The sequence below is a fragment of the Cupriavidus sp. CuC1 genome, assembly GCF_044627735.1.
Taxonomy (GTDB): Bacteria; Pseudomonadota; Gammaproteobacteria; order Burkholderiales; family Burkholderiaceae; genus Cupriavidus; species Cupriavidus ulmosensis.
Genome location: NZ_JBIUHC010000195.1, coordinates 1 through 16,912, shown reverse-complemented (window position 1 = coordinate 16,912; position 16,912 = coordinate 1). Strand labels below are relative to the sequence as shown.

Below are 16,912 nucleotides of genomic sequence, written 5' to 3'. Positions count from 1 at the left end.
GCGCTCGCGACATCTTGCAGAAAGTCATTCGCGCCAACCGCCGCTTAAGTTCCAAACAGAATGGAACACTGCACTAGAACATGAAAACCCCGCCCACAACGCACGCCCCCGCGTCAGCGGGCCACTCCACTATGCCAACCCAAGCCGATTCAAACCTCACCAATACCAACAGCCTTCGCGAAAAATTCAGCGGAACGGAATATTAGCGATCCAGCTTACTCCAGCGCGACGCCCTTGCGCTCCGGGATCAGAAACAGCGTAGCAAGGATATCCAACACATAGATCAACGCCAGCACGGCAATAGCGGTGCCGAACGAATAGCTGGCGGCCAGCGCGCCCACCACCAGCGGGCCAAAGCCGCCCACCCCGCGGCCGATATTGAACAGCACGTTCTGCGCGGTAGCGCGGGCCTGCGTCGGATACAGCTCCGAGATCAGCGCCCCATAGCCGCCGATCATGCCGTTGACAAACAGGCCCATCACCGCGCCGCCGAACAGCAGCGCGTAGGGGGTCGAAAGCTGCGAGTAGACAAAGACCATCACCACCGACCCGACCTGGTAGATCAGGAAGGTAGGCCGGCGACCGATGCGGTCCGCGAGCTGGCCGAACACCCAGATGCCGATGGCCATGCCGATGATGGTCACCGAGGTCCACAGCGCGGACTTGGTCAGCGAGTAGTTGAACTGCTTGGCGAGGTAGGTCGGCATCCAGATCATCAGGCCGTAGTAGCCGAAGTTCTGCACCGAGCACAGCACCACCACGCCCAGGCTGGCACGCGCCGTCGCGGCGTCGGCCACCAGCATCTTGAGCGGATTGCCCTTGCGCGCCACCTTGCTGCTGGCAACGAACACTTCCGGCTCGCCGATAAAGCGGCGCACCACGAACGACGCCACCGCCGGCAGCACGCCAATGGCAAACATGCCGCGCCAGCCGATATACGGCAGCAGCGCCGGCGTGAGCAGCGCCGCGGCAAGCACGCCCGCCTGCCAGCCAAGGCCCACATACGAGGAAACGCGGGCACGCTGGCCGGGCCGGCAGGCCTCGGTGGCCAGCGCCATGCCGATGCCGAACTCGCCGCCAAGGCCAAAGCCGGCGATGGTCCGGTAGGCCAGCAGGTCCCAGTAGCCCTGCGCGAGCGCGCACAGGCCGGTGAAGACGGCAAACAGCAGGATGGTCCAGGTCAGCACTTTCACCCGGCCCACGTAGTCGCTCAAGATGCCGAAGACGATGCCGCCGGCCACCGCGCCCACCAGCGTCCACGTCACCAGCGAGCCCGCCTGGGTGCGGGTCAGCCCGAGGCCGGCGGAGACCGCGCTCAGGATAAAGCCTAGGATCAGCAGGTCAAAGCCGTCCAGCGCGTAGCCAACCGCCGAGGCGATCACGGCCTTGCGGGCGTAGACGTCCTGCTCTTGTTCAGTGAGGCCTTGCCGGCCGTGCGGTAGATTTGCCACCGCGGCCGGGTCCAGCCCGGTCACCGCGGCGGCGTTGGCGTTGCCCTGTGTCATGTCGTTTCCCGTGCGCCACAAGCGAAAAATTTTGCGAGATTCTACTCTCGTGGCTAGCGGCTGGCCTGGAAGGGGGGACGAGAACGATCAGGGTGGAATCAGACGGGGAGCGCCTTGGCGTGAGCATGAGGCTGATGACCACGAACGAACACATCATGTCGCTGATCGTTCCTATGCCTTACCAGAGACGCTCCGCCAATTGGCTGCAATCGACCCGGCGCTTTCCATCGATTTCCTGTCGTTCTTTGTGCGGCGCCTGGTCTCGTAGGGGGAGCCGGGAGGGCCAGGGCCCTCCGACCTTCAAACCGGCAAACCCTTTGCCCTCAATACCGCATCGAACCGTTCCTGATCCGTGGTCCCGGTGCGGTTGCCCTCGCGGATCTTCGCTTCCTTTTCCAGATGCGCCCGCGTCTTGCGCAGCACCTCGGCGGCTTCGGCAGCCGGCACGGCGATCACGCCATCGGCGTCTCCCACCACCAGGTCGCCCGGCATCACCACCAGCCCGGCGCAGGACACCGGCACATTGATCTCGCCCGGGCCGTCCTTGCTCGGGCCGCGATGCGTGTGCCCCCGGGCAAAGATGGGCATGCCCTCTTCCGCCCATTCGCACAGGTCGCGCACCGCGCCGTCGATCACCAGGCCGCCAAGCTTGCGCGCGATGCAGGTGGTGCGCATCAGGCCGCCCACCAACGCCTGCGTCACGTCGCCGCCGCCGTCGATGACCAGCACGTCGCCGGCCTCGACCATCATCAGGGCCTTGTGGATCATCAGGTTGTCGCCGGGCCGCACGCGCACGGTCACGGCCGGGCCGCACAGCACGGTATCCAGGCGGGCATGGTACTGGCGCAGGCCGATGGCGCCCACGTTACGGCTCATGGCATCGCCGATGGCGGCCACCGGCATTGCGCGCAAGGCCGCGACGATATCGGCCGCCGGGCCCGGCGCGCGCGGGTTGATGCGATAGCCGGGGGGCCACTGCAGTGGTTGGGATTCGTTGATCATGGCGAAACTCCAAAGCGGATGGTGCGAGCGCCGGGCACGGCGCTCGCGGATATTTTGTCAGCGCAATGCCTCGCACGCCAGGCGCAGCCGCCGCAGGCCTTCCTGCAACTGTGCAACCGAGGTGGCAAAGGATATGCGGAAAAACGGCGACACGCCATACGCGCCGCCCTGCAGCACGGCCAGGTTCTGCGCCTCCAGCAGGTAGAGCACGAAGTCTTCATCGGTCTCGATCCGCTTGCCCTCGGGCGTGAGCTTGCCGAGCAGGCCAGCACAGGAGGGATACACATAGAAGGCGCCCTGCGGCGAGTGGCACTGGAGGTCCGGGATGCGGTTGAGTTCCGCCACCACCATGTCGCGCCGCGACTGGAAGATGCGCGTGCGCTCGGCGATGTAGTACTGCGGGCCGCTCAGTGCTTCCAGCGCAGCGGCCTGGCTGATGGACGACGGATTGGACGTGCTCTGCGACTGCAGCTTGACCATGGCCTTGACCAGCGCGGCTGGCGCGCCGCCGTAGCCGATGCGCCAGCCCGTCATGGCGTAGGCCTTGGATACGCCGTTGATCGTGAGCGTGCGCGCCTTCAATTGCGGCTCGACCTGCGCAATGGTGCAGAACGCGCGGCCGTCGTAGAGGATGTGCTCGTAGATATCGTCTGTCATCACCCACACCTGCGGGTGCCGCAGCAGCACCTCGGCCAGCGCCTTGAGCTCCGCGCGGGAGTACGCCGCGCCGCTCGGGTTGTTGGGCGCGTTCAGCACCAGCCAGCGCGTGCGCGGAGTGATGGCGCGCTCCAGGTCCTCCGGGCGCAGCTTGAAGCCGTTCTCCGGCGGGCAGTCCACGAAGACCGGCGTGCCGTCGGCCAGTAGCACGATGTCGGGGTAGGACACCCAGTATGGCGCCGGGACAATGACCTCATCGCCCACGTCCACCGTGCACATCAACGCGTTGAAGATGATCTGCTTGCCGCCGGTGCCGACGATGATCTCGCTGGCCGCGTAGTCCAGGCCGTTGTCGCGGCGGAACTTGTCGGCGATGGCCGCCTTGAGCTCGGGGGTGCCACCGACATCGGTGTACTTGGTCCTGGACGCCGACATGGCGCGGGTGGCGGCTTCGCAGACGTTCTGCGGCGTGTCGAAATCGGGCTCGCCGGAAGTGAGGCCGACGATATCCCGGCCGCTGGCGCGCAGTTCACGCGCGCGTTGTCCTGCCATCGAGCTGGGCGACGGCTTGATCCTGTTGAGGCGGGCTGCAATGAGAGTCATGGTCTGGGCGCTGTCTTCGGTAGCGTGAATGGATAGCGCGAATGGATAAGGTCAGGCAAGCTTGCGATGCTGGCGCAGGTAGGGAACGAGCCCGCCGGCGGCGCGGATGGTCAGCACGATGTCCGGCACGGGCTCGCAGGAAATGCGGCGGGTGGGCGCCTCGGGGTCAGGGCCCACCATCAGTTCGGCGCTGGCGCCGTCCAGGCGCAGCGTCAGCGGGTCGCCTTCGGCAATGCCGGCGATATCGACGGTATTGGCGGTATCGGCGGTGATCAGCAACAGGCCGTTGTTGATGGCGTTGCGCCAGTAGGTGCGCGAGAAGCTCCGCGCCACCACCACGCGGATCCCGGCGGCGAGCACCACCGTGACCGCCACTTCCATCGCGGAGCCGCAGCCGAAGTTATGCCCGGCCACCAGGATGTCGCCATCCGCCACGCTGGCGGCAAAGGCGGGATCGATATCCTCCAGCAGGTAGCGGCGCAGCACCTGCGGGTCCAGGCTGTCCTTCTTGCGGCTGGAGGCGATCAGGTAGTCGGTGTTGATGTCATCGCCAAGCAGGCGGGCGCGGCCATGGATGACGGACGCGGCGCTGGCTGCGGCGTTGACCCTGGTTTGCGGCAATGTCATTGCGCCACCTCGCGCGGATCTACCAGGTGGCCGGTAACGGCCGCGCTGGCACAGGCGCGCGGCGACGCCAGGAAGATCTCCGATGTGCGATTGCCCATGCGGCCCTTGAAATTACGGTTGGCGGTGGAGATCACGCGCATGCCATCGGTGGGAATGCTGCCGCAGGTACCGCAGCAGGCACCGCAGCCGGGCGGCTGGATCTGCGCGCCGAACGCTGCGAACGCCGCCAGCAGGCCGTCGCTCTCCAGCTCGGCGCGCACCGCTTCCGATGCCGGCGTCACCACCAGCCGCACGCCGGGCGCCACGCCACCGCCCGCGCGCAGCACGTCCAGCGCCTCGCGGTAGTCCTTGCTGCGCCCGCCGGTGCAGGTGCCGAGGTAGACCATGTCGATCTTGGTGGCCGGCGCCTGGGCCAGATCGAGCACGTCGTCCACGCGGTGCGGCAGCGCTACCTGCGGCGTGACCGTGGTCAGGTCGAAGTCGAGCGTATCGACATAGGTAGCGTCTTCATCCGCCGCTACCGGCACATAGGCCTGCGCGGTACGCCCGGCAAGGTACGCGGCCGTGCAATCGTCGAAGGGGAACAGGCCGGCCTTGGCACCCATCTCCACCGACATATTGGCCAGCACGATGCGGTCGTCCATATCGAGCGCGGCAAGGCCGGACCCGGCGAACTCCAGCGCGAGGTAGCTCGCGCCGCCCGCGCCGATGCGGCGCGCCATGGCCAGCGCCAGGTCCTTGGCCGACGCGTAGGCCGGCAGGGCGCCATGCAGGCGGATACGCAGCGAGCCGGGCACCTTGAGCCAAAGCTGGTTGCACTGCAGGACGCCGGCCAGGTCCGACGAGCCGATGCCCGTGCCGAACGCGTTGAGCGCGCCGTAGGTCACGGCATGCGAGTCAGCACCGGCCACGAGGTGCCCGGGCAAGACCCGCCCGCGCTCCAGCATGAGCTGGTGACCGATGCCCTCGCCCACCTCGAACACGCCGACGCCATGCGCCAGCGCGTAGTCCCGCGCGATGTCCTGCAAGGCCAGCGCGCGCGCGCCGGAGCCGGCGCCGTAATGATCCAGCGCAAAGACCACGCGCCCGGGCCGGGCCGGTCCCGGCAAGGCCTCGCCCTGCGGCTGCATCTGCCGCAGGTAGTCGAGCGCCATGGGGATCGAGCCGTCCGTGCCCATGGTGGCATCCGGCTCGCAGATCGCCAGGTCGCCGGCGCGCAGGTCGCGCCCGGCGGCGCGCGAGAGCAGCTTCTCCGCCAGCGTCCTGCCGCCGGTACCGGTGCCGGGGGTATCCAATACGTTCATCGCCTGCACCGGATCAGTTCAGCTTGAGGTTGGCGCTCTTGACGACCTTCCCCCACTTTTCATGCTCGGATTGAATCTGGCGTCCAAACACCTCGGGCGGGCCGCCAACGGGCTCCACGCCAAGCTGCACCAGCTTTTCCTTGACCTCCTCGGTCGCCAGGATCCGGTCGATCGCGCGGTTCAGCTTGAGCTGAATCGCGCGCGGCGTTGCCGACGGCGCCACCACCCCGCTCCATGACAGCGACTCGTAGCCCTTGAGCCCCGCCTCATCCACCGTGGGCACGTTGGGCAGGCCGGGCAAGCGCTTGCGGCTGGTCACCGCCAGCGCGCGCAGCTTGCCCTGCTGCACGAAGCCGATGGAGGACGGCGCGTTATCGAACAGCATCGTCACCTGACCGCCCAGCAAGTCGGTCAGCGCGGAGGAACTGCCCTTGTAGGGCACGTGCAGGATGTCCACACCGGCCATGGACTTGAACAGTTCGCCCGACAAGTGCGTGGAGCTGCCGGCCCCCGACGAGGCAAAGCTGAGCGAGCCCGGCTTGCTCCTGGCCAGCGCCACTAGTTCCGGCACGGTGGTTACCGGCAGGCTCGGCGACACCACCAGGATGTTCGCGTTCTGGGTGACGTAGCTCACCGGCACGAAATCCTTGGCCACGTTGTAGCCCATGCGGCTGTACAGATGGTCGTTGATCGACAGCACGCCGGTCGTGCCCATCAGCAGCGTGTAGCCATCGGCCGGGGACTTGGCCACCAGCTCCGCGCCGATATTGCCGCTGGCGCCGGCCCGGTTGTCGATCAGGAACGGCTGCTTGAACTGCTGAGAGAGCTTCTCGGCAATGATGCGCGCGACCACATCGGTGGACCCGCCAGCGGCAAACGGCACCACGATGCGCACCGCCTTGTTGGGGTAGCCGTCGTCCGCGGCGGGGGCGTCTGCGGCGTGGGCCAGGCATGGCAGGACAGCAAGCAGTACTGTGCTCAGGCGGATCAAGCTCTTCATCTGGGGGTCCTGTGGGGGAGAGAAAAGTGGCACTTTGCATCCATCGCCACGCAGTACAGCGCCGTGGTTGAAGCCAAATTCTATGGACCCTTATTAATCTGGACAAACGAATTCGACTGACCGATTATTACGAAATCCTGAAAAATAGACCGGACCGCGATCCTGGCCGCCGCCCCCCACCCTCATGCGCCACAACGTCACCCTCAAGCAACTGCGCTGCTTCCTGGCCGTCGCCGACACCGGCTCCTTCACCGCCGCCGCCCTGCGCCTGTGCATGACGCAATCGGCGCTCACTGCCACCATCCAGCAACTGGAAGAGGCGGTAGACCTGAAAATGTTCGACCGCACCACCCGGCGCGTGGCCCTGACCGAACACGCCGAACGCTTCCGGACCGAGGCGGAGAAAGTCGTCAACGGCTTCGACAGTTCGGTCTACGACCTGATGGCGTTGTCCCAGGGCAACCGCGGCCATATCCGCATCGTCGCCGCCGCCTCGGTCATCAACCACTTCCTGGTCCGCGCCATCCCCAGGTTCCGCGAGAGCTATCCCGGCATCACCATCTCCCTGCGCAACCCCGCCGCCCGGCAAGCCGAGCGGCTGGTGCTCGAAGGCGAAGTGGATTTCGCGATCGACAGCAAATACCAGGGCCACGAAGGCCTCGACTACACGCCACTGGTGGCCGACTCCTATGGCGTGGTGTGCCACCGCGACCTGCCCCTCGCGCAACTGGAGCGCCCCGTGTGCTGGGCCGACCTGACGCCCGAGCAATACATCGGCTTCAGCGCGGACACCGGCATTGGCCACTTCCTGCGCAGCCACGCCGGCAACTGGCCCGTGCTCGGCGGCCAGCACGACGAAGTGGAAAGCACCAGTTCCCTGTTCGCCATGCTCAGCATGGGCAAGCAGTATTCGGTACTGCCGGCGCTGGCCAACAAAGAGCGCGAGTATCCCGACCTGGTCTTCAGGGAATTGCACGAGCCGCGGCTGTCGCGGGAGATTTGCGTGATCACCCGGCCGCTGCGGTCGCTGTCGCCCAGTGCGCAGCGGCTGCTGGGGATATTGCTGGATGAGATACGGGGGCAGGCCATGCCGCCCGGGGTGTCGGTGCAGGCGGCCGCGCAGGCGGAGATGGATTAGGGGTGCGAAAAACTGAGTCGTCCAAGGCAGACAGTGCGCCCAGCACCAGATACCCTACCACTCCCCCCGCCGGTGATTGGATACCCACCGATACATGCCAAGCACATTAGGAAAGCGCATCGCGTCGTAAGCCGTCCATGACTTCACCTCATCACTGAACTTCACGTTCCGATAAAGCTCGTCCCACGACTGGCCGCGCCGAACCAGCAGGTTGGGGGAAGTGTGCGATGTGTATTGCTTGTGGCCCGCTGACGCGGGTTTTGGCGTTTGCTGGGCGGGGTTTTGATGCTTCTAGCTGCTGTCGCGGCTGGGCGGTGTTGCCATTTTAGAACGTGTGAGATGTCACTTTTCTTTACTCGCGGGCGGGCGTAAAGAAAAGTAACCAAAAGAATGCGATCCTTGCAGGAGGCTGGCGTGGCGTCATTGGGGACCCCAATGGTTTCGTCGTACGGCCCCGGGTTCTAATGACCTCGTGCCGTTACCAGTTTAGATCATCACGACGCTGCCAATGCCCAGGGTTTCGTGGTGGCCCCCACCGGTAGCCACCACCACGAATTTCAAGCCGTCTGTCGCTCGCGGCGCGGGCGCCCACGAAGTTGCAGGCGTCCCGTTTTCGTCGCGGGCGCGGTGGCACCGAGAAAATAAATCCGAGGGTTTCACCACCGCGCCCACCCCACCACGAAACCATCACGGCGTGATATATCGTGATGCTCCGATTCGGTACCGGCAGATGGGCGAATAGGCAGGGATGCCGCTACCGGGGGCCTCACCACGAAACCAGCGTCAATAACAGGATCGTGGCAATTTAAACCGGTAACGGCACGAGTCCATTAAGACCCAGGGCCTGACGACGAAACCATTGGGCTGCGCGACCCCGACAAGCCAGCCTCCTGCAAGGATCGCTTTCTTTTGGTTACTTTTCTTTACGAGCCCGCGAGTAAAGAAAAGTGACATCTCACACGTTCTAAAACGGCCAACACCGTACAGCCGCGACAGCAGCTAGAAGCGCTAAAACACTGCCCAACTCACGCTATTCTGCATCAGCAGCTAGAAGCATCAAAACCCCGCCCTAAAGAGACACCCCCCCGTCAGCGGGCTAGTGTCGAGACGGATTGCCTTGTCGGTGATGATCGAGGGGAAACGCTCTCACTATTTGGCTCGCCCGCTGCAGAATCCAAAACGATGCGTGCCCGCGCAACCAGCGACGCCGGGATACTCCGCTTCGCCCGCATCGAAGCCGCGGGCGGCTCCACCTCGGGCCATGTGGTGGACATGGCGGAGCGCGAATCGGTAGCGGCCTTCTTCGCCAGGATTCCCCGCCTGGACTACCGCTTCGCGCCCGGCGCCGCCGACCAGGTCGCGTCCATCCACAGCGATGACCACGACGCGGTGGAAGGCCCCTTTCGCAGCAAGTTCCGGGGCCAGTACCATGCCGTGCACGAAGTCGCGCCCAAGATCGCGCCGGATGGCGCCATCGTGCTCAGCACCGCGCTGGGCCGGGTCGGCAGCGTGCACGAGGTAGCCGACGCCGTGCTGTTCCTGTTCGGCAACGGTTATATGACGGGATCCACCTTGTTCGTCGACGGCGGCTACGTGCAGCCCTGAGCGCCGTCGCCCCGGCCAGAATTCGCATACCATGCCGGAGTGCCGCGCGGTCCCGCCGCCGGCGGCCAGGATCGATGGCAGCGACTCATCAATGGAGAGGCAAGATGGACTATGTAAGGTTTGGCTCGACGGGACTGGAAGTCTCCCGCCTGTGCCTGGGCTGCATGACCTACGGCGCGCCCGGGCGCGGCAACCACCCCTGGACGCTCGACGAGGAAGCCAGCCGGCCGCTGATCCGGCAGGCGATCGAAGCCGGCATCAACTTCTTCGATACCGCCAACGTCTATTCCGACGGCACCTCCGAGGAGTTCGTCGGCCGCGCGCTGAAGGACTTCGCCAGCCGCGACGACGTGGTGATCGCCACCAAGGTGCATGGCCGCATGCGCCCCGGCCCGAACGGGGGCGGCCTGTCGCGCCGCGCCATCCTGGCCGAGATCGACAACAGCCTGCGCCGGCTCGGCACCGACTATGTCGACCTGTACCAGATCCACCGCTGGGATCCGCATACGCCCATCGAGGAAACCCTCGAAGCGCTGCACGACGTGGTCAAGGCGGGCAAGGCGCGCTATATCGGCGCATCGTCGATGTATGCCTGGCAGTTTTCCAAGGCTATCTACACCTCGCGCCTGCACGGCTGGACGCAGTTCGCCAGCATGCAGGACCATGTGAACCTGCTGAACCGCGAAGAAGAGCGCGAGATGCTGCCGCTGTGCGCCGCCGAGGGCATCGCGGTGATGCCGTGGAGCCCGCTGGCGCGCGGCCGCCTGACCCGTCCGTGGCATGCCGGCAGCGCGCGCGAGCAGAGCGATGCGTTTGGCAAGACGCTCTATCGCAATACCGAGGAATCGGACCGCAAGGTGGTGGAACAAGTGCACGCCATTGCGCAGGCGCGCGGCGTGCCGGCAGCCCAGGTCGCGCTGGCGTGGCTGGTGCAGAAGCCGGAGATCACCTCGCCGATCATCGGCGCGTCCAAGCCGCACCATATCGAGGACGCCGTGGCGGCGCTGTCGCTTGGACTCACCGTTGAAGAGATCGCCGCGCTGGAAGCACCCTACGTGCCGCACGCGCCGGTAGGCTTCTGAGGCAGCGCCGGCCCCGGTGACCTACCGGTGGCCGGTCACTCGCCCGATGGCTGCAACGCAGCCGCGCCCGGCTCGCGCGTGATCAGCCGCAGGCCGCTGGCGATGCTGGCCACGCCCGCGAAGCCCGCGCCAATCGCCAGCGCCAGCGTTGGGCCGTGGCGGCCCGCAATGCCGAAGCTGAGCGCAACCAGCGCCGCGCCGGTCGCCTGGCCGAGCAGGCGCGCGGTGGCAATCACGCCGCTGGCGCCGCCGGCGCGCTCGCGCGGGGCGCTCGACATCAGCGCCTTGAGGTTGGGCGACTGGAAGAAGCCAAAGCCCGCGCCGCAGATGGCCATGCGAATGCCGATCTCCAGCGCGCTGGGATGCGCCGGCAGCAGCGCCAGCGACGCCATGCCCATGCACATCACCGCCAGGCCCACACCACCGAGCAAACCCGGCGGATAGCGGTCGGACAGCCGCCCGGCCAGCGGCGCCATCAGCGCCACCACCGCCGACCACGGCGTCATCAGGAAGCCCGTCTCGATCGGGCTGCGTCCCAGCACGCTCTCGAAATAAAACGGCAGCGACACGAAGGCCAGCCCCTGCGCGGCGAACGAGCAGATCGCGGTCATGGTCGACAGCGCGAACATGGGCCGCTTGAGCAAATCGATCGGCAGCATCGGCGCGGGATGGCCGCGCTCGCGGCGCAGCAGCAACACGAACGCCACCAGGAACACGCCCAGCGCCGCCAGCGACTGCCCCAGCGGCGCGCGTTGCGCGCCCTCCCCAAGCGCAAAGATCAGGGAGGCGAACATCACCACGTTCAGCCCCGCCGCGACGCGGTCGAAGCGATGCGCGCCGCGCACCGTCTGCGGCAGCGCGGGCCAGGCGATGTAGAGCGCCAGCAGGCCGATCGGCAGGTTCACGGCAAACAGCCACGGCCATGGCCCGAGCGACAAGATGATCGACGCCACCGTGGGCCCCACGGCAAACGACACGCCAACCACCAGCGCGTTCAGCCCGACGCCGCGCCCGAGCCGGTGCGGTGGAAAGATCGCGCTGATCAGCGCCGCGTTCACGCTCATGATGGCGCTGGCGCCCACGCCCTGCAGCAGCCGCGCGGCGACCAGCGTCGGCAACGACCAGGAGAGCGCGCAGACCACCGAGGCAACGATGAACAGGATCAGCCCGCCGAGATACACGCGCCGGTGCCCGACGATGCCGCCCAGCGCCGCGAACGGCAGCAGCGTGGCCACCATGGCGAGCTGGTAGGCGTTGATGACCCACACGGATGCCGCCGGGGTGGCATGCAGCGAGGCTGCGATGGCGGGAAGTGCTGTGTTGGCGATCGCCGTATCGAGCGTGGCGAGGGAGACCGCCACCAGGATGGCAGCCATGCCGCGGCGCTCCAGCGACGTCATGGGCGCGTCCGCGGCGCGGGGTGGGAGATTGGATTCTGCTGTGTTCGACACTGTCATTGCCAGTTACCGCCGCGCGCGGGCAGTCGCGCGATGCGCCGGCACCCTGCCCGATTGTTTGATACATGCACCATGGCTCCCCCTCTCGATGCGAGCGAGGGCATGGCAAGCCGACACAATACGGGAAAACGCGAATATCTGCAGGCGACGACGTCGCCTGCGGCCAGGCAAATGACAGGTAAAGCGCTGCTTGGAGACGCGCCTGCACTACGCCGCCGACCACACCGCCAGCTCGTAGCCGTCCGGGTCTCGGAAATGAAAACGCCGCCCGCCCGGGAACGAGAAGACCGCCCGGACCACGGTGCCGCCGGCAGCCTCCACGCCCTGCTGCGCCCGTGCCAGGTCATCCGCATACAGGATCACGAGCGGTCCGCCGGGCCGGACCGCTTCGCCGGTGGTGAAGCCACCGGTCAGCCGGCCGTCGCTGAACTCGCAGTAAGTGGGGCCGTAGTCGGTGAAGGTCCAGCCGAAGGCTGCACCATAGAACGCCTTACTGCGCGCGATGTCGCTGACATTGAACTCGATGTTGTCGATCTGCCGGTCCTGGCCTCTGGTGCCCATGGCGGACTCCCTGGTGATGGATGAGGAACAGCATTTTCACCCGGATGCCGCGGCAAAGCTTGAACAAAACGGCCAATCAAGCCCTTGGCGCGCGCAACTGGCGCAGCAGGGTCGACGCCGTCATGCCGCACAGCGACTGGATCTCCCGGCTCAGGTGGGCCTGGTCGGCGTAGCCCGCATCCGCCGCGATCGCGGCCAGCCCGCTATCCGCCGATTCCAGCGCCAGCGACAACGCACGCTGAAACCGCAGGATCCGCGCCAGCGTCTTCGCGCCGTAGCCGAAATGCTCGACGCTGCGGCGCCGCAGCGTGCGCTCGCTGAGGCCCAGCCGGCGCAGGAGCAAGGGAATCGCCTCGCCCGCCATGCCGGCGCTGGCCTGCACCAGCGCGAAGATGGCAGCCGCCTCGCGGCTCGGGGCCTCGACCTGCAGCGCCATCTTCGCCAACTGGCACTGGAATACCTCCACCTGCCGCCCTGCTGCCGCGGCCTCCTCCATCCTCCCGGCAAACTCCCGCCCACGCTGGCCCCACAGATCGGCCAGCTCGACCTCGCTCCCGACGATCTCCGACATGGGCAAGCCCAGCCAGGGCAGCGCCGCGCCCGGTTGAAAACGCGCGCCCAGCACCGCCGCGCCGGGCTCCAGGTCCGGCCGGGCCGCGGTGATGTCCGGCCCGACCACCAGCAGCCGGCCGGCACGCCAGAGCACATCCACGCAGCCGTCCGGCACGACGGCAATCGCGCCTGCGTGGCCGGCTGGCAAGGCGCTGGTCCACACGCACCGGAAATGCGGCTGGAGCTCAGGCCGGGGCTGGGCTTCGCAGTAGCGCCCGACGGTGCCGGCCAGCGCGGGAACGTCCGGCAAATTTCGCGAATCTGGCTCTTGCATTAAGCTGTAGGTCCCCGAAGACGTGTGCGACGATTCAGGCATCGTGCCAGGATTGGCATCGCCCGATCCGCCCCAGGAGAGACGCATGAAAATAGGTTTGGTTTCGGACCTGCATCTTTCGGTCTATCCGATGGACTTTCCGAATCCCGATGTCGACGTGATGATACTGGCCGGCGACATCTGGCGCCCGCAGGAAGCCATGGCATGGGCCGCGGCCGCCACGCTGCCCACCCTGTTTGTCGCCGGCAACCACGAGTTCTACGGCAGCGACCTGGCCACCACCATGGACGCCCTGCGCGCCGGCGCGGCCGGCACGCAGGTGCAGGTGCTGGAGCGCTCGGAATGGCATTACCGCGGCGTGCGCTTCCTTGGCTGCACGCTGTGGTCCGACTACCGCTTGTTCTCCTCGCCGCAGCAGCGCGAGGATGGGCTGCGCGACGCCCAGTCCCTCATGCGCGACTTCTCCCGCATCCGCGTTGCGCCAGATTTCGAGGAGCGCTTCACGCCCGCCACGTCGCAGGCGTTGTTCAGGGATTCGGTTGCCTGGCTGGCGCAGCGGTTCCAGGCACCCCACGACGTCCAGACCGTCGTCATCACGCACTTCGCGCCGTCGCCGCTGAGCATCAGCCCCAAGTTCGCCGGCTCGCACCTCAATGCCAGCTTCGTCTCCGACCTGCGCCAGGAAATCGCGGCATGGCAGCCTGCGCTCTGGGTGCATGGGCATACCCATGACAGCTTCGACTATCAACTGGGCGCCACCCGCGTGGTGTGCAACCCGCGCGGCTACGCACGGGAAGGCAAGCTCGAAAACCCGCGCTTCAACCCCAACCTTGTCATCGAACTGTAATCACGCCGGCCCACCGCCGCACCGAAGTTCGCGACGCGAACGCCGGCCTGATGCGCACGGGACAACCCACTTGGGATTTTCCCTTGGTTTGAGACGCCCAACGCACTGTCAGACCTTTCGCCCCGCAGGGGCACTTCGCCACGGCGGAAGTTGTCTGCTAATGTCTGCTCCGCAGGAAATCAAGGCAGGCAACGCCCGCCGCATCCACTGCGCCGCCCGGGCCGGCCAAGCACCGGCCCCTGGTCTGGCGGCAAGCTCGAAAGACAGGAGACAAAACAATGCAGCCTAAGGCTCTCGAACCGACGGAATCCGTACTTCTAGCCTTGATGGACAGCGTGCGCGAATGGCAGAGCGTGCTGGACCAGACGCTTTCCGATGCTGGACTCGACTACCCGAAATGGATCTTGCTGCGCGCTATCCGCCAGGAAGAATTCGTTCGCCATGAGCCCTACCTGGGCCAGATGCTGATATCCGCGACGCACTCGGAAAGCCTGCTGGGCGACTTGCAAGCCGACGGCTGGATCGCGTATGACCCCGCCGGCCAGCCGTTGATTCCCGTCGACGCCGAGCCTAAGGTGGACCGCGTCTGGAAAGGGTTGAAGGCGCTCCACTCCGTCTCGGTCGCCGCCTTCAGCACCGAGGAGCGCACCACGCTCACCGCCTCGCTGAGGCGCATGAAAGCCACCTTGCACGATCACAGCATGCGGCTTGGACGCCAGGCGGAACGCCGGGTCGAACCAACCCACTAAATGCCGCGCTTTGCCGCGCGGCACGGCTCGCCGCGGCGCCGCAGGCCGCTACGGCTGGCCTGCCCCAGGCATCCATGCCGGGTTAAGCCAGGGCCATGCCGTCGGGCAGCCAACTGGCCTTCGAGCGGATCGCCCAGCGCCAAGCTTGCCAGCCACGAGCCGGGCGCTTGGGCCATGTGCCGGAGCTGACGCATCCCAGCCACTGGATGTAGCTGCCGAGGGCCGCGCCCGCCGCGCCGCATCGCGCAGAATTTACAAGCGCCAGCTAAGGCGTTCAAAACACGCCGCTTCGCGGGCCCGGCTTCCCCCTGTGCTCACCGGAAAACGCCGCCCGCCGCGACGGTACGGTTCTTGCGCGTCTCCAATACTTGCCGTGCCGACGCGTGGAATGTGCGCGCGCACATGGCGAACGCAACACAGGAGATCATCATGGACGATCGATACAACGAGCGCTATCGCCGCGGCCAGGTGTGGCGCGGCTATGAAGGCAGCGGCGGCGGACGGCACCAAGAGCGCTGGGGCAGCGACGAATGGCAGCCCGAATCCGACGATGGCAGCTGGCAAGGCGAACGCCGGCGCCAGCAACTCTCGCCAGGGCAGTTGAGCGATGGCGGCCCGGCGCGCGACGATGCGGGCTATGACCGGGAGTATGGGCAAGGCCGCTACCCTGATCATCCGAATCATCCCGACCGTCCCGACCATCCCGGCCATCCCGGCCGCTCCCAGGGCGACTACCGCAAGGGCAGCGATCTGCGCTATGGCCTGAACGGCCAGTACGAGCCCGAGGATGCCGACACCTGGCCAGGCGAGCGCTCCCGGTACCGCAACCGCGACCAGGACTGGCTACGCGATATGGATCGCTCCCGTGAAGATACGCAGCCAGCTTACGGACGCGGCTACTTCAGCGATGTACGGGGAGATACCGCCTATGGGCATGGACAAGGCACCTATCGAGGCGACGAGCGAGGCAACCCGCGCGGCGGGTATCCCAGCGAATATCGCGGCGAGTACGCGGGCGGCTACCGCAGCAATGAACGGCAGGATTTCCGGGGAGGCGAACGCAGCGACCCCTGGGCGGACCAGCGCGAAAACCAGCGCACACAACAATGGGATAGGGAACGCAGCGAGCCTCGTCGAGCGTATCGCGAGGCGTCACAAGAGCCTGAGGAGCACGGCGCGCTCTACCACCTCGGACGCCGCATCGGCGAAGCCGTAGGCGAAGTCTTCGGCCAGCCCCAAGGCCGCCGCGTCGGCCCCAAGGGCTATCAACGCAGCGACGAGCGCATCCGCGAAACGGTATGCGAGCACCTTGCCTACGCGGGCGGCGTGGACGTGCGCGACGTTAGCGTGGAAGTGGCATCCGGCTTGGTCACGCTGACCGGGACGGTACGCACGCGCAGCGAAAAATACGATATCGAGGATCTGGCCGACACTGTATTCGGCGTGACCGAGGTCCAGAACAATATCCGCGTGCAGCGCGACCGTGGGCTTGGCGGGGTTGGCGGGTCTGGCGTAAGCCGCCAAGGCAGTGCGGCTGCGAGCGGCACAGCGAGCGTTGCAAGCGTTACGGCATCGGCCGCCACGCCTTCCACTTGCACTAGCGCGACCAGCGGCGTCGCAGCCCAGACGGCGACGCCGGCAAAGATGACTGACCTGAAGACCTGGACGCCGGAGTGAGTGACGGCAAAGATCCCGCGCCGGGCGGGCTCTTTGCCACAGCCGGGAATGCTCAGAGCAAGGCACGGTACGCACAGAGCGCTTCGCTGGATTGCACCAGGCCCTGTCTGCGCAGGGTATGAAGATAACTATCGGATGGGGTATCCATTTAACCGGAGTTACACTCGGGCATGGAGCTTCCAATCGCAGGCATTGACTACCCTCGTTCCTTC

Annotated in this window: 15 protein-coding genes; 6 read left to right on the top strand and 9 right to left on the bottom strand. The window is 66.5% G+C overall.

Annotated elements, in window-relative coordinates; genetic code table 11:
* Positions 1-215: 215 nt before the first annotated feature.
* The 6 genes from ACGLHR_RS45125 to ACGLHR_RS45100 form a co-directional block, all read right to left on the bottom strand.
* Complete coding sequence (locus tag ACGLHR_RS45125) at positions 216-1,505, bottom strand: MFS transporter (protein ID WP_400102324.1); 1,290 nt, start codon at positions 1,503-1,505, stop codon at positions 216-218.
* A gap of 300 nt (positions 1,506-1,805) precedes the next feature.
* Positions 1,806-2,507: an RraA family protein gene (locus tag ACGLHR_RS45120; protein WP_318237317.1), complete on the bottom strand. Its 702-nt coding sequence runs from the start codon at positions 2,505-2,507 to the stop codon at positions 1,806-1,808.
* A gap of 57 nt (positions 2,508-2,564) precedes the next feature.
* The gene (locus ACGLHR_RS45115; RefSeq protein ID WP_400102323.1) at positions 2,565-3,767 is read right to left on the bottom strand and encodes a pyridoxal phosphate-dependent aminotransferase; all 1,203 of its coding nucleotides are present in this window, start codon (positions 3,765-3,767) and stop codon (positions 2,565-2,567) included.
* Between the two features lie 51 nt (positions 3,768-3,818).
* On the bottom strand, positions 3,819-4,394 hold the full coding sequence (locus ACGLHR_RS45110; RefSeq protein ID WP_400102322.1) for an alpha-IPM isomerase: 576 nt from the start codon (positions 4,392-4,394) through the stop codon (positions 3,819-3,821).
* Entirely contained in the window at positions 4,391-5,698 is a 1,308-nt protein-coding gene (locus ACGLHR_RS45105) for an aconitase/3-isopropylmalate dehydratase large subunit family protein (RefSeq protein WP_400102321.1), read from the bottom strand. Before ACGLHR_RS45105 ends, ACGLHR_RS45110 begins: the two co-directional genes overlap by 4 nt.
* A 13-nt stretch (positions 5,699-5,711) precedes the next feature.
* Positions 5,712-6,698, bottom strand: a complete 987-nt coding sequence (locus tag ACGLHR_RS45100) for a Bug family tripartite tricarboxylate transporter substrate binding protein (RefSeq protein ID WP_400102320.1) — start codon at positions 6,696-6,698, stop codon at positions 5,712-5,714.
* A 184-nt stretch (positions 6,699-6,882) separates the two neighbouring features.
* Here ACGLHR_RS45100 and ACGLHR_RS45095 point away from each other — a divergent pair, with 184 nt between their 5' ends.
* The 3 genes from ACGLHR_RS45095 (at position 6,883) to ACGLHR_RS45085 (ending at position 10,523) form a co-directional block, all read left to right on the top strand.
* Positions 6,883-7,836 (top strand): LysR family transcriptional regulator, encoded by a 954-nt coding sequence (locus ACGLHR_RS45095; protein WP_400102319.1) that lies wholly within the window; start codon positions 6,883-6,885, stop codon positions 7,834-7,836.
* A gap of 1,182 nt (positions 7,837-9,018) precedes the next feature.
* On the top strand, positions 9,019-9,441 hold the full coding sequence (locus ACGLHR_RS45090) for a hypothetical protein (protein ID WP_400102318.1): 423 nt from the start codon (positions 9,019-9,021) through the stop codon (positions 9,439-9,441).
* Between the two features lie 104 nt (positions 9,442-9,545).
* Entirely contained in the window at positions 9,546-10,523 is a 978-nt protein-coding gene (locus ACGLHR_RS45085; RefSeq protein WP_318237083.1) for an aldo/keto reductase, read from the top strand.
* 35 nt (positions 10,524-10,558) lie between these two features.
* Here the strand turns inward: ACGLHR_RS45085 and ACGLHR_RS45080 are convergent, their stop codons facing one another.
* From ACGLHR_RS45080 to ACGLHR_RS45070, 3 genes are all read right to left on the bottom strand, one after another.
* Positions 10,559-11,923 carry an MFS transporter gene (locus ACGLHR_RS45080; protein WP_400102317.1) on the bottom strand — a complete coding sequence of 455 codons (1,365 nt, stop codon included), beginning with the start codon at positions 11,921-11,923 and terminating at the stop codon, positions 10,559-10,561.
* A gap of 264 nt (positions 11,924-12,187) precedes the next feature.
* On the bottom strand, positions 12,188-12,541 hold the full coding sequence (locus ACGLHR_RS45075) for a VOC family protein (RefSeq protein ID WP_400102316.1): 354 nt from the start codon (positions 12,539-12,541) through the stop codon (positions 12,188-12,190).
* A gap of 76 nt (positions 12,542-12,617) precedes the next feature.
* Positions 12,618-13,403, bottom strand: a complete 786-nt coding sequence (locus ACGLHR_RS45070) for a helix-turn-helix domain-containing protein (protein ID WP_400102315.1) — start codon at positions 13,401-13,403, stop codon at positions 12,618-12,620.
* Between the two features lie 109 nt (positions 13,404-13,512).
* On the opposite strand from ACGLHR_RS45070, the gene ACGLHR_RS45065 reads away from it, so the two are divergent.
* The 3 genes from ACGLHR_RS45065 to ACGLHR_RS45055 all read left to right on the top strand — a co-directional run bounded on the left by ACGLHR_RS45065 (position 13,513) and on the right by ACGLHR_RS45055 (position 16,700).
* The gene (locus ACGLHR_RS45065; protein ID WP_400102314.1) at positions 13,513-14,274 is read left to right on the top strand and encodes a metallophosphoesterase; all 762 of its coding nucleotides are present in this window, start codon (positions 13,513-13,515) and stop codon (positions 14,272-14,274) included.
* A gap of 278 nt (positions 14,275-14,552) precedes the next feature.
* Positions 14,553-15,023, top strand: a complete 471-nt coding sequence (locus tag ACGLHR_RS45060; protein WP_400102313.1) for a MarR family transcriptional regulator — start codon at positions 14,553-14,555, stop codon at positions 15,021-15,023.
* 429 nt (positions 15,024-15,452) lie between these two features.
* On the top strand, positions 15,453-16,700 hold the full coding sequence (locus ACGLHR_RS45055) for a BON domain-containing protein (protein WP_400102312.1): 1,248 nt from the start codon (positions 15,453-15,455) through the stop codon (positions 16,698-16,700).
* Positions 16,701-16,912: the final 212 nt, after the last annotated feature.

Excerpts from the sequence above, each read along its gene's own strand:
- ACGLHR_RS45120 (WP_318237317.1), bottom strand. The coding sequence starts at position 2,507 with ATGATCAACGAATCCCAACCACTGCAGTGGCCCCCCGGCTATCGCATC.
- ACGLHR_RS45095 (WP_400102319.1), top strand. The coding sequence starts at position 6,883 with ATGCGCCACAACGTCACCCTCAAGCAACTGCGCTGCTTCCTGGCCGTC.
- ACGLHR_RS45055 (WP_400102312.1), top strand. The coding sequence starts at position 15,453 with ATGGACGATCGATACAACGAGCGCTATCGCCGCGGCCAGGTGTGGCGC.
- ACGLHR_RS45090 (WP_400102318.1), top strand. The coding sequence starts at position 9,019 with ATGCGTGCCCGCGCAACCAGCGACGCCGGGATACTCCGCTTCGCCCGC.
- ACGLHR_RS45125 (WP_400102324.1), bottom strand. The coding sequence starts at position 1,505 with ATGACACAGGGCAACGCCAACGCCGCCGCGGTGACCGGGCTGGACCCG.
- ACGLHR_RS45110 (WP_400102322.1), bottom strand. The coding sequence starts at position 4,394 with ATGACATTGCCGCAAACCAGGGTCAACGCCGCAGCCAGCGCCGCGTCC.
- ACGLHR_RS45105 (WP_400102321.1), bottom strand. The coding sequence starts at position 5,698 with ATGAACGTATTGGATACCCCCGGCACCGGTACCGGCGGCAGGACGCTG.
- ACGLHR_RS45065 (WP_400102314.1), top strand. The coding sequence starts at position 13,513 with ATGAAAATAGGTTTGGTTTCGGACCTGCATCTTTCGGTCTATCCGATG.
- ACGLHR_RS45115 (WP_400102323.1), bottom strand. The coding sequence starts at position 3,767 with ATGACTCTCATTGCAGCCCGCCTCAACAGGATCAAGCCGTCGCCCAGC.
- ACGLHR_RS45060 (WP_400102313.1), top strand. The coding sequence starts at position 14,553 with ATGCAGCCTAAGGCTCTCGAACCGACGGAATCCGTACTTCTAGCCTTG.
- ACGLHR_RS45085 (WP_318237083.1), top strand. The coding sequence starts at position 9,546 with ATGGACTATGTAAGGTTTGGCTCGACGGGACTGGAAGTCTCCCGCCTG.
- ACGLHR_RS45100 (WP_400102320.1), bottom strand. The coding sequence starts at position 6,698 with ATGAAGAGCTTGATCCGCCTGAGCACAGTACTGCTTGCTGTCCTGCCA.
- ACGLHR_RS45080 (WP_400102317.1), bottom strand. The coding sequence starts at position 11,923 with ATGACGTCGCTGGAGCGCCGCGGCATGGCTGCCATCCTGGTGGCGGTC.
- ACGLHR_RS45075 (WP_400102316.1), bottom strand. The coding sequence starts at position 12,541 with ATGGGCACCAGAGGCCAGGACCGGCAGATCGACAACATCGAGTTCAAT.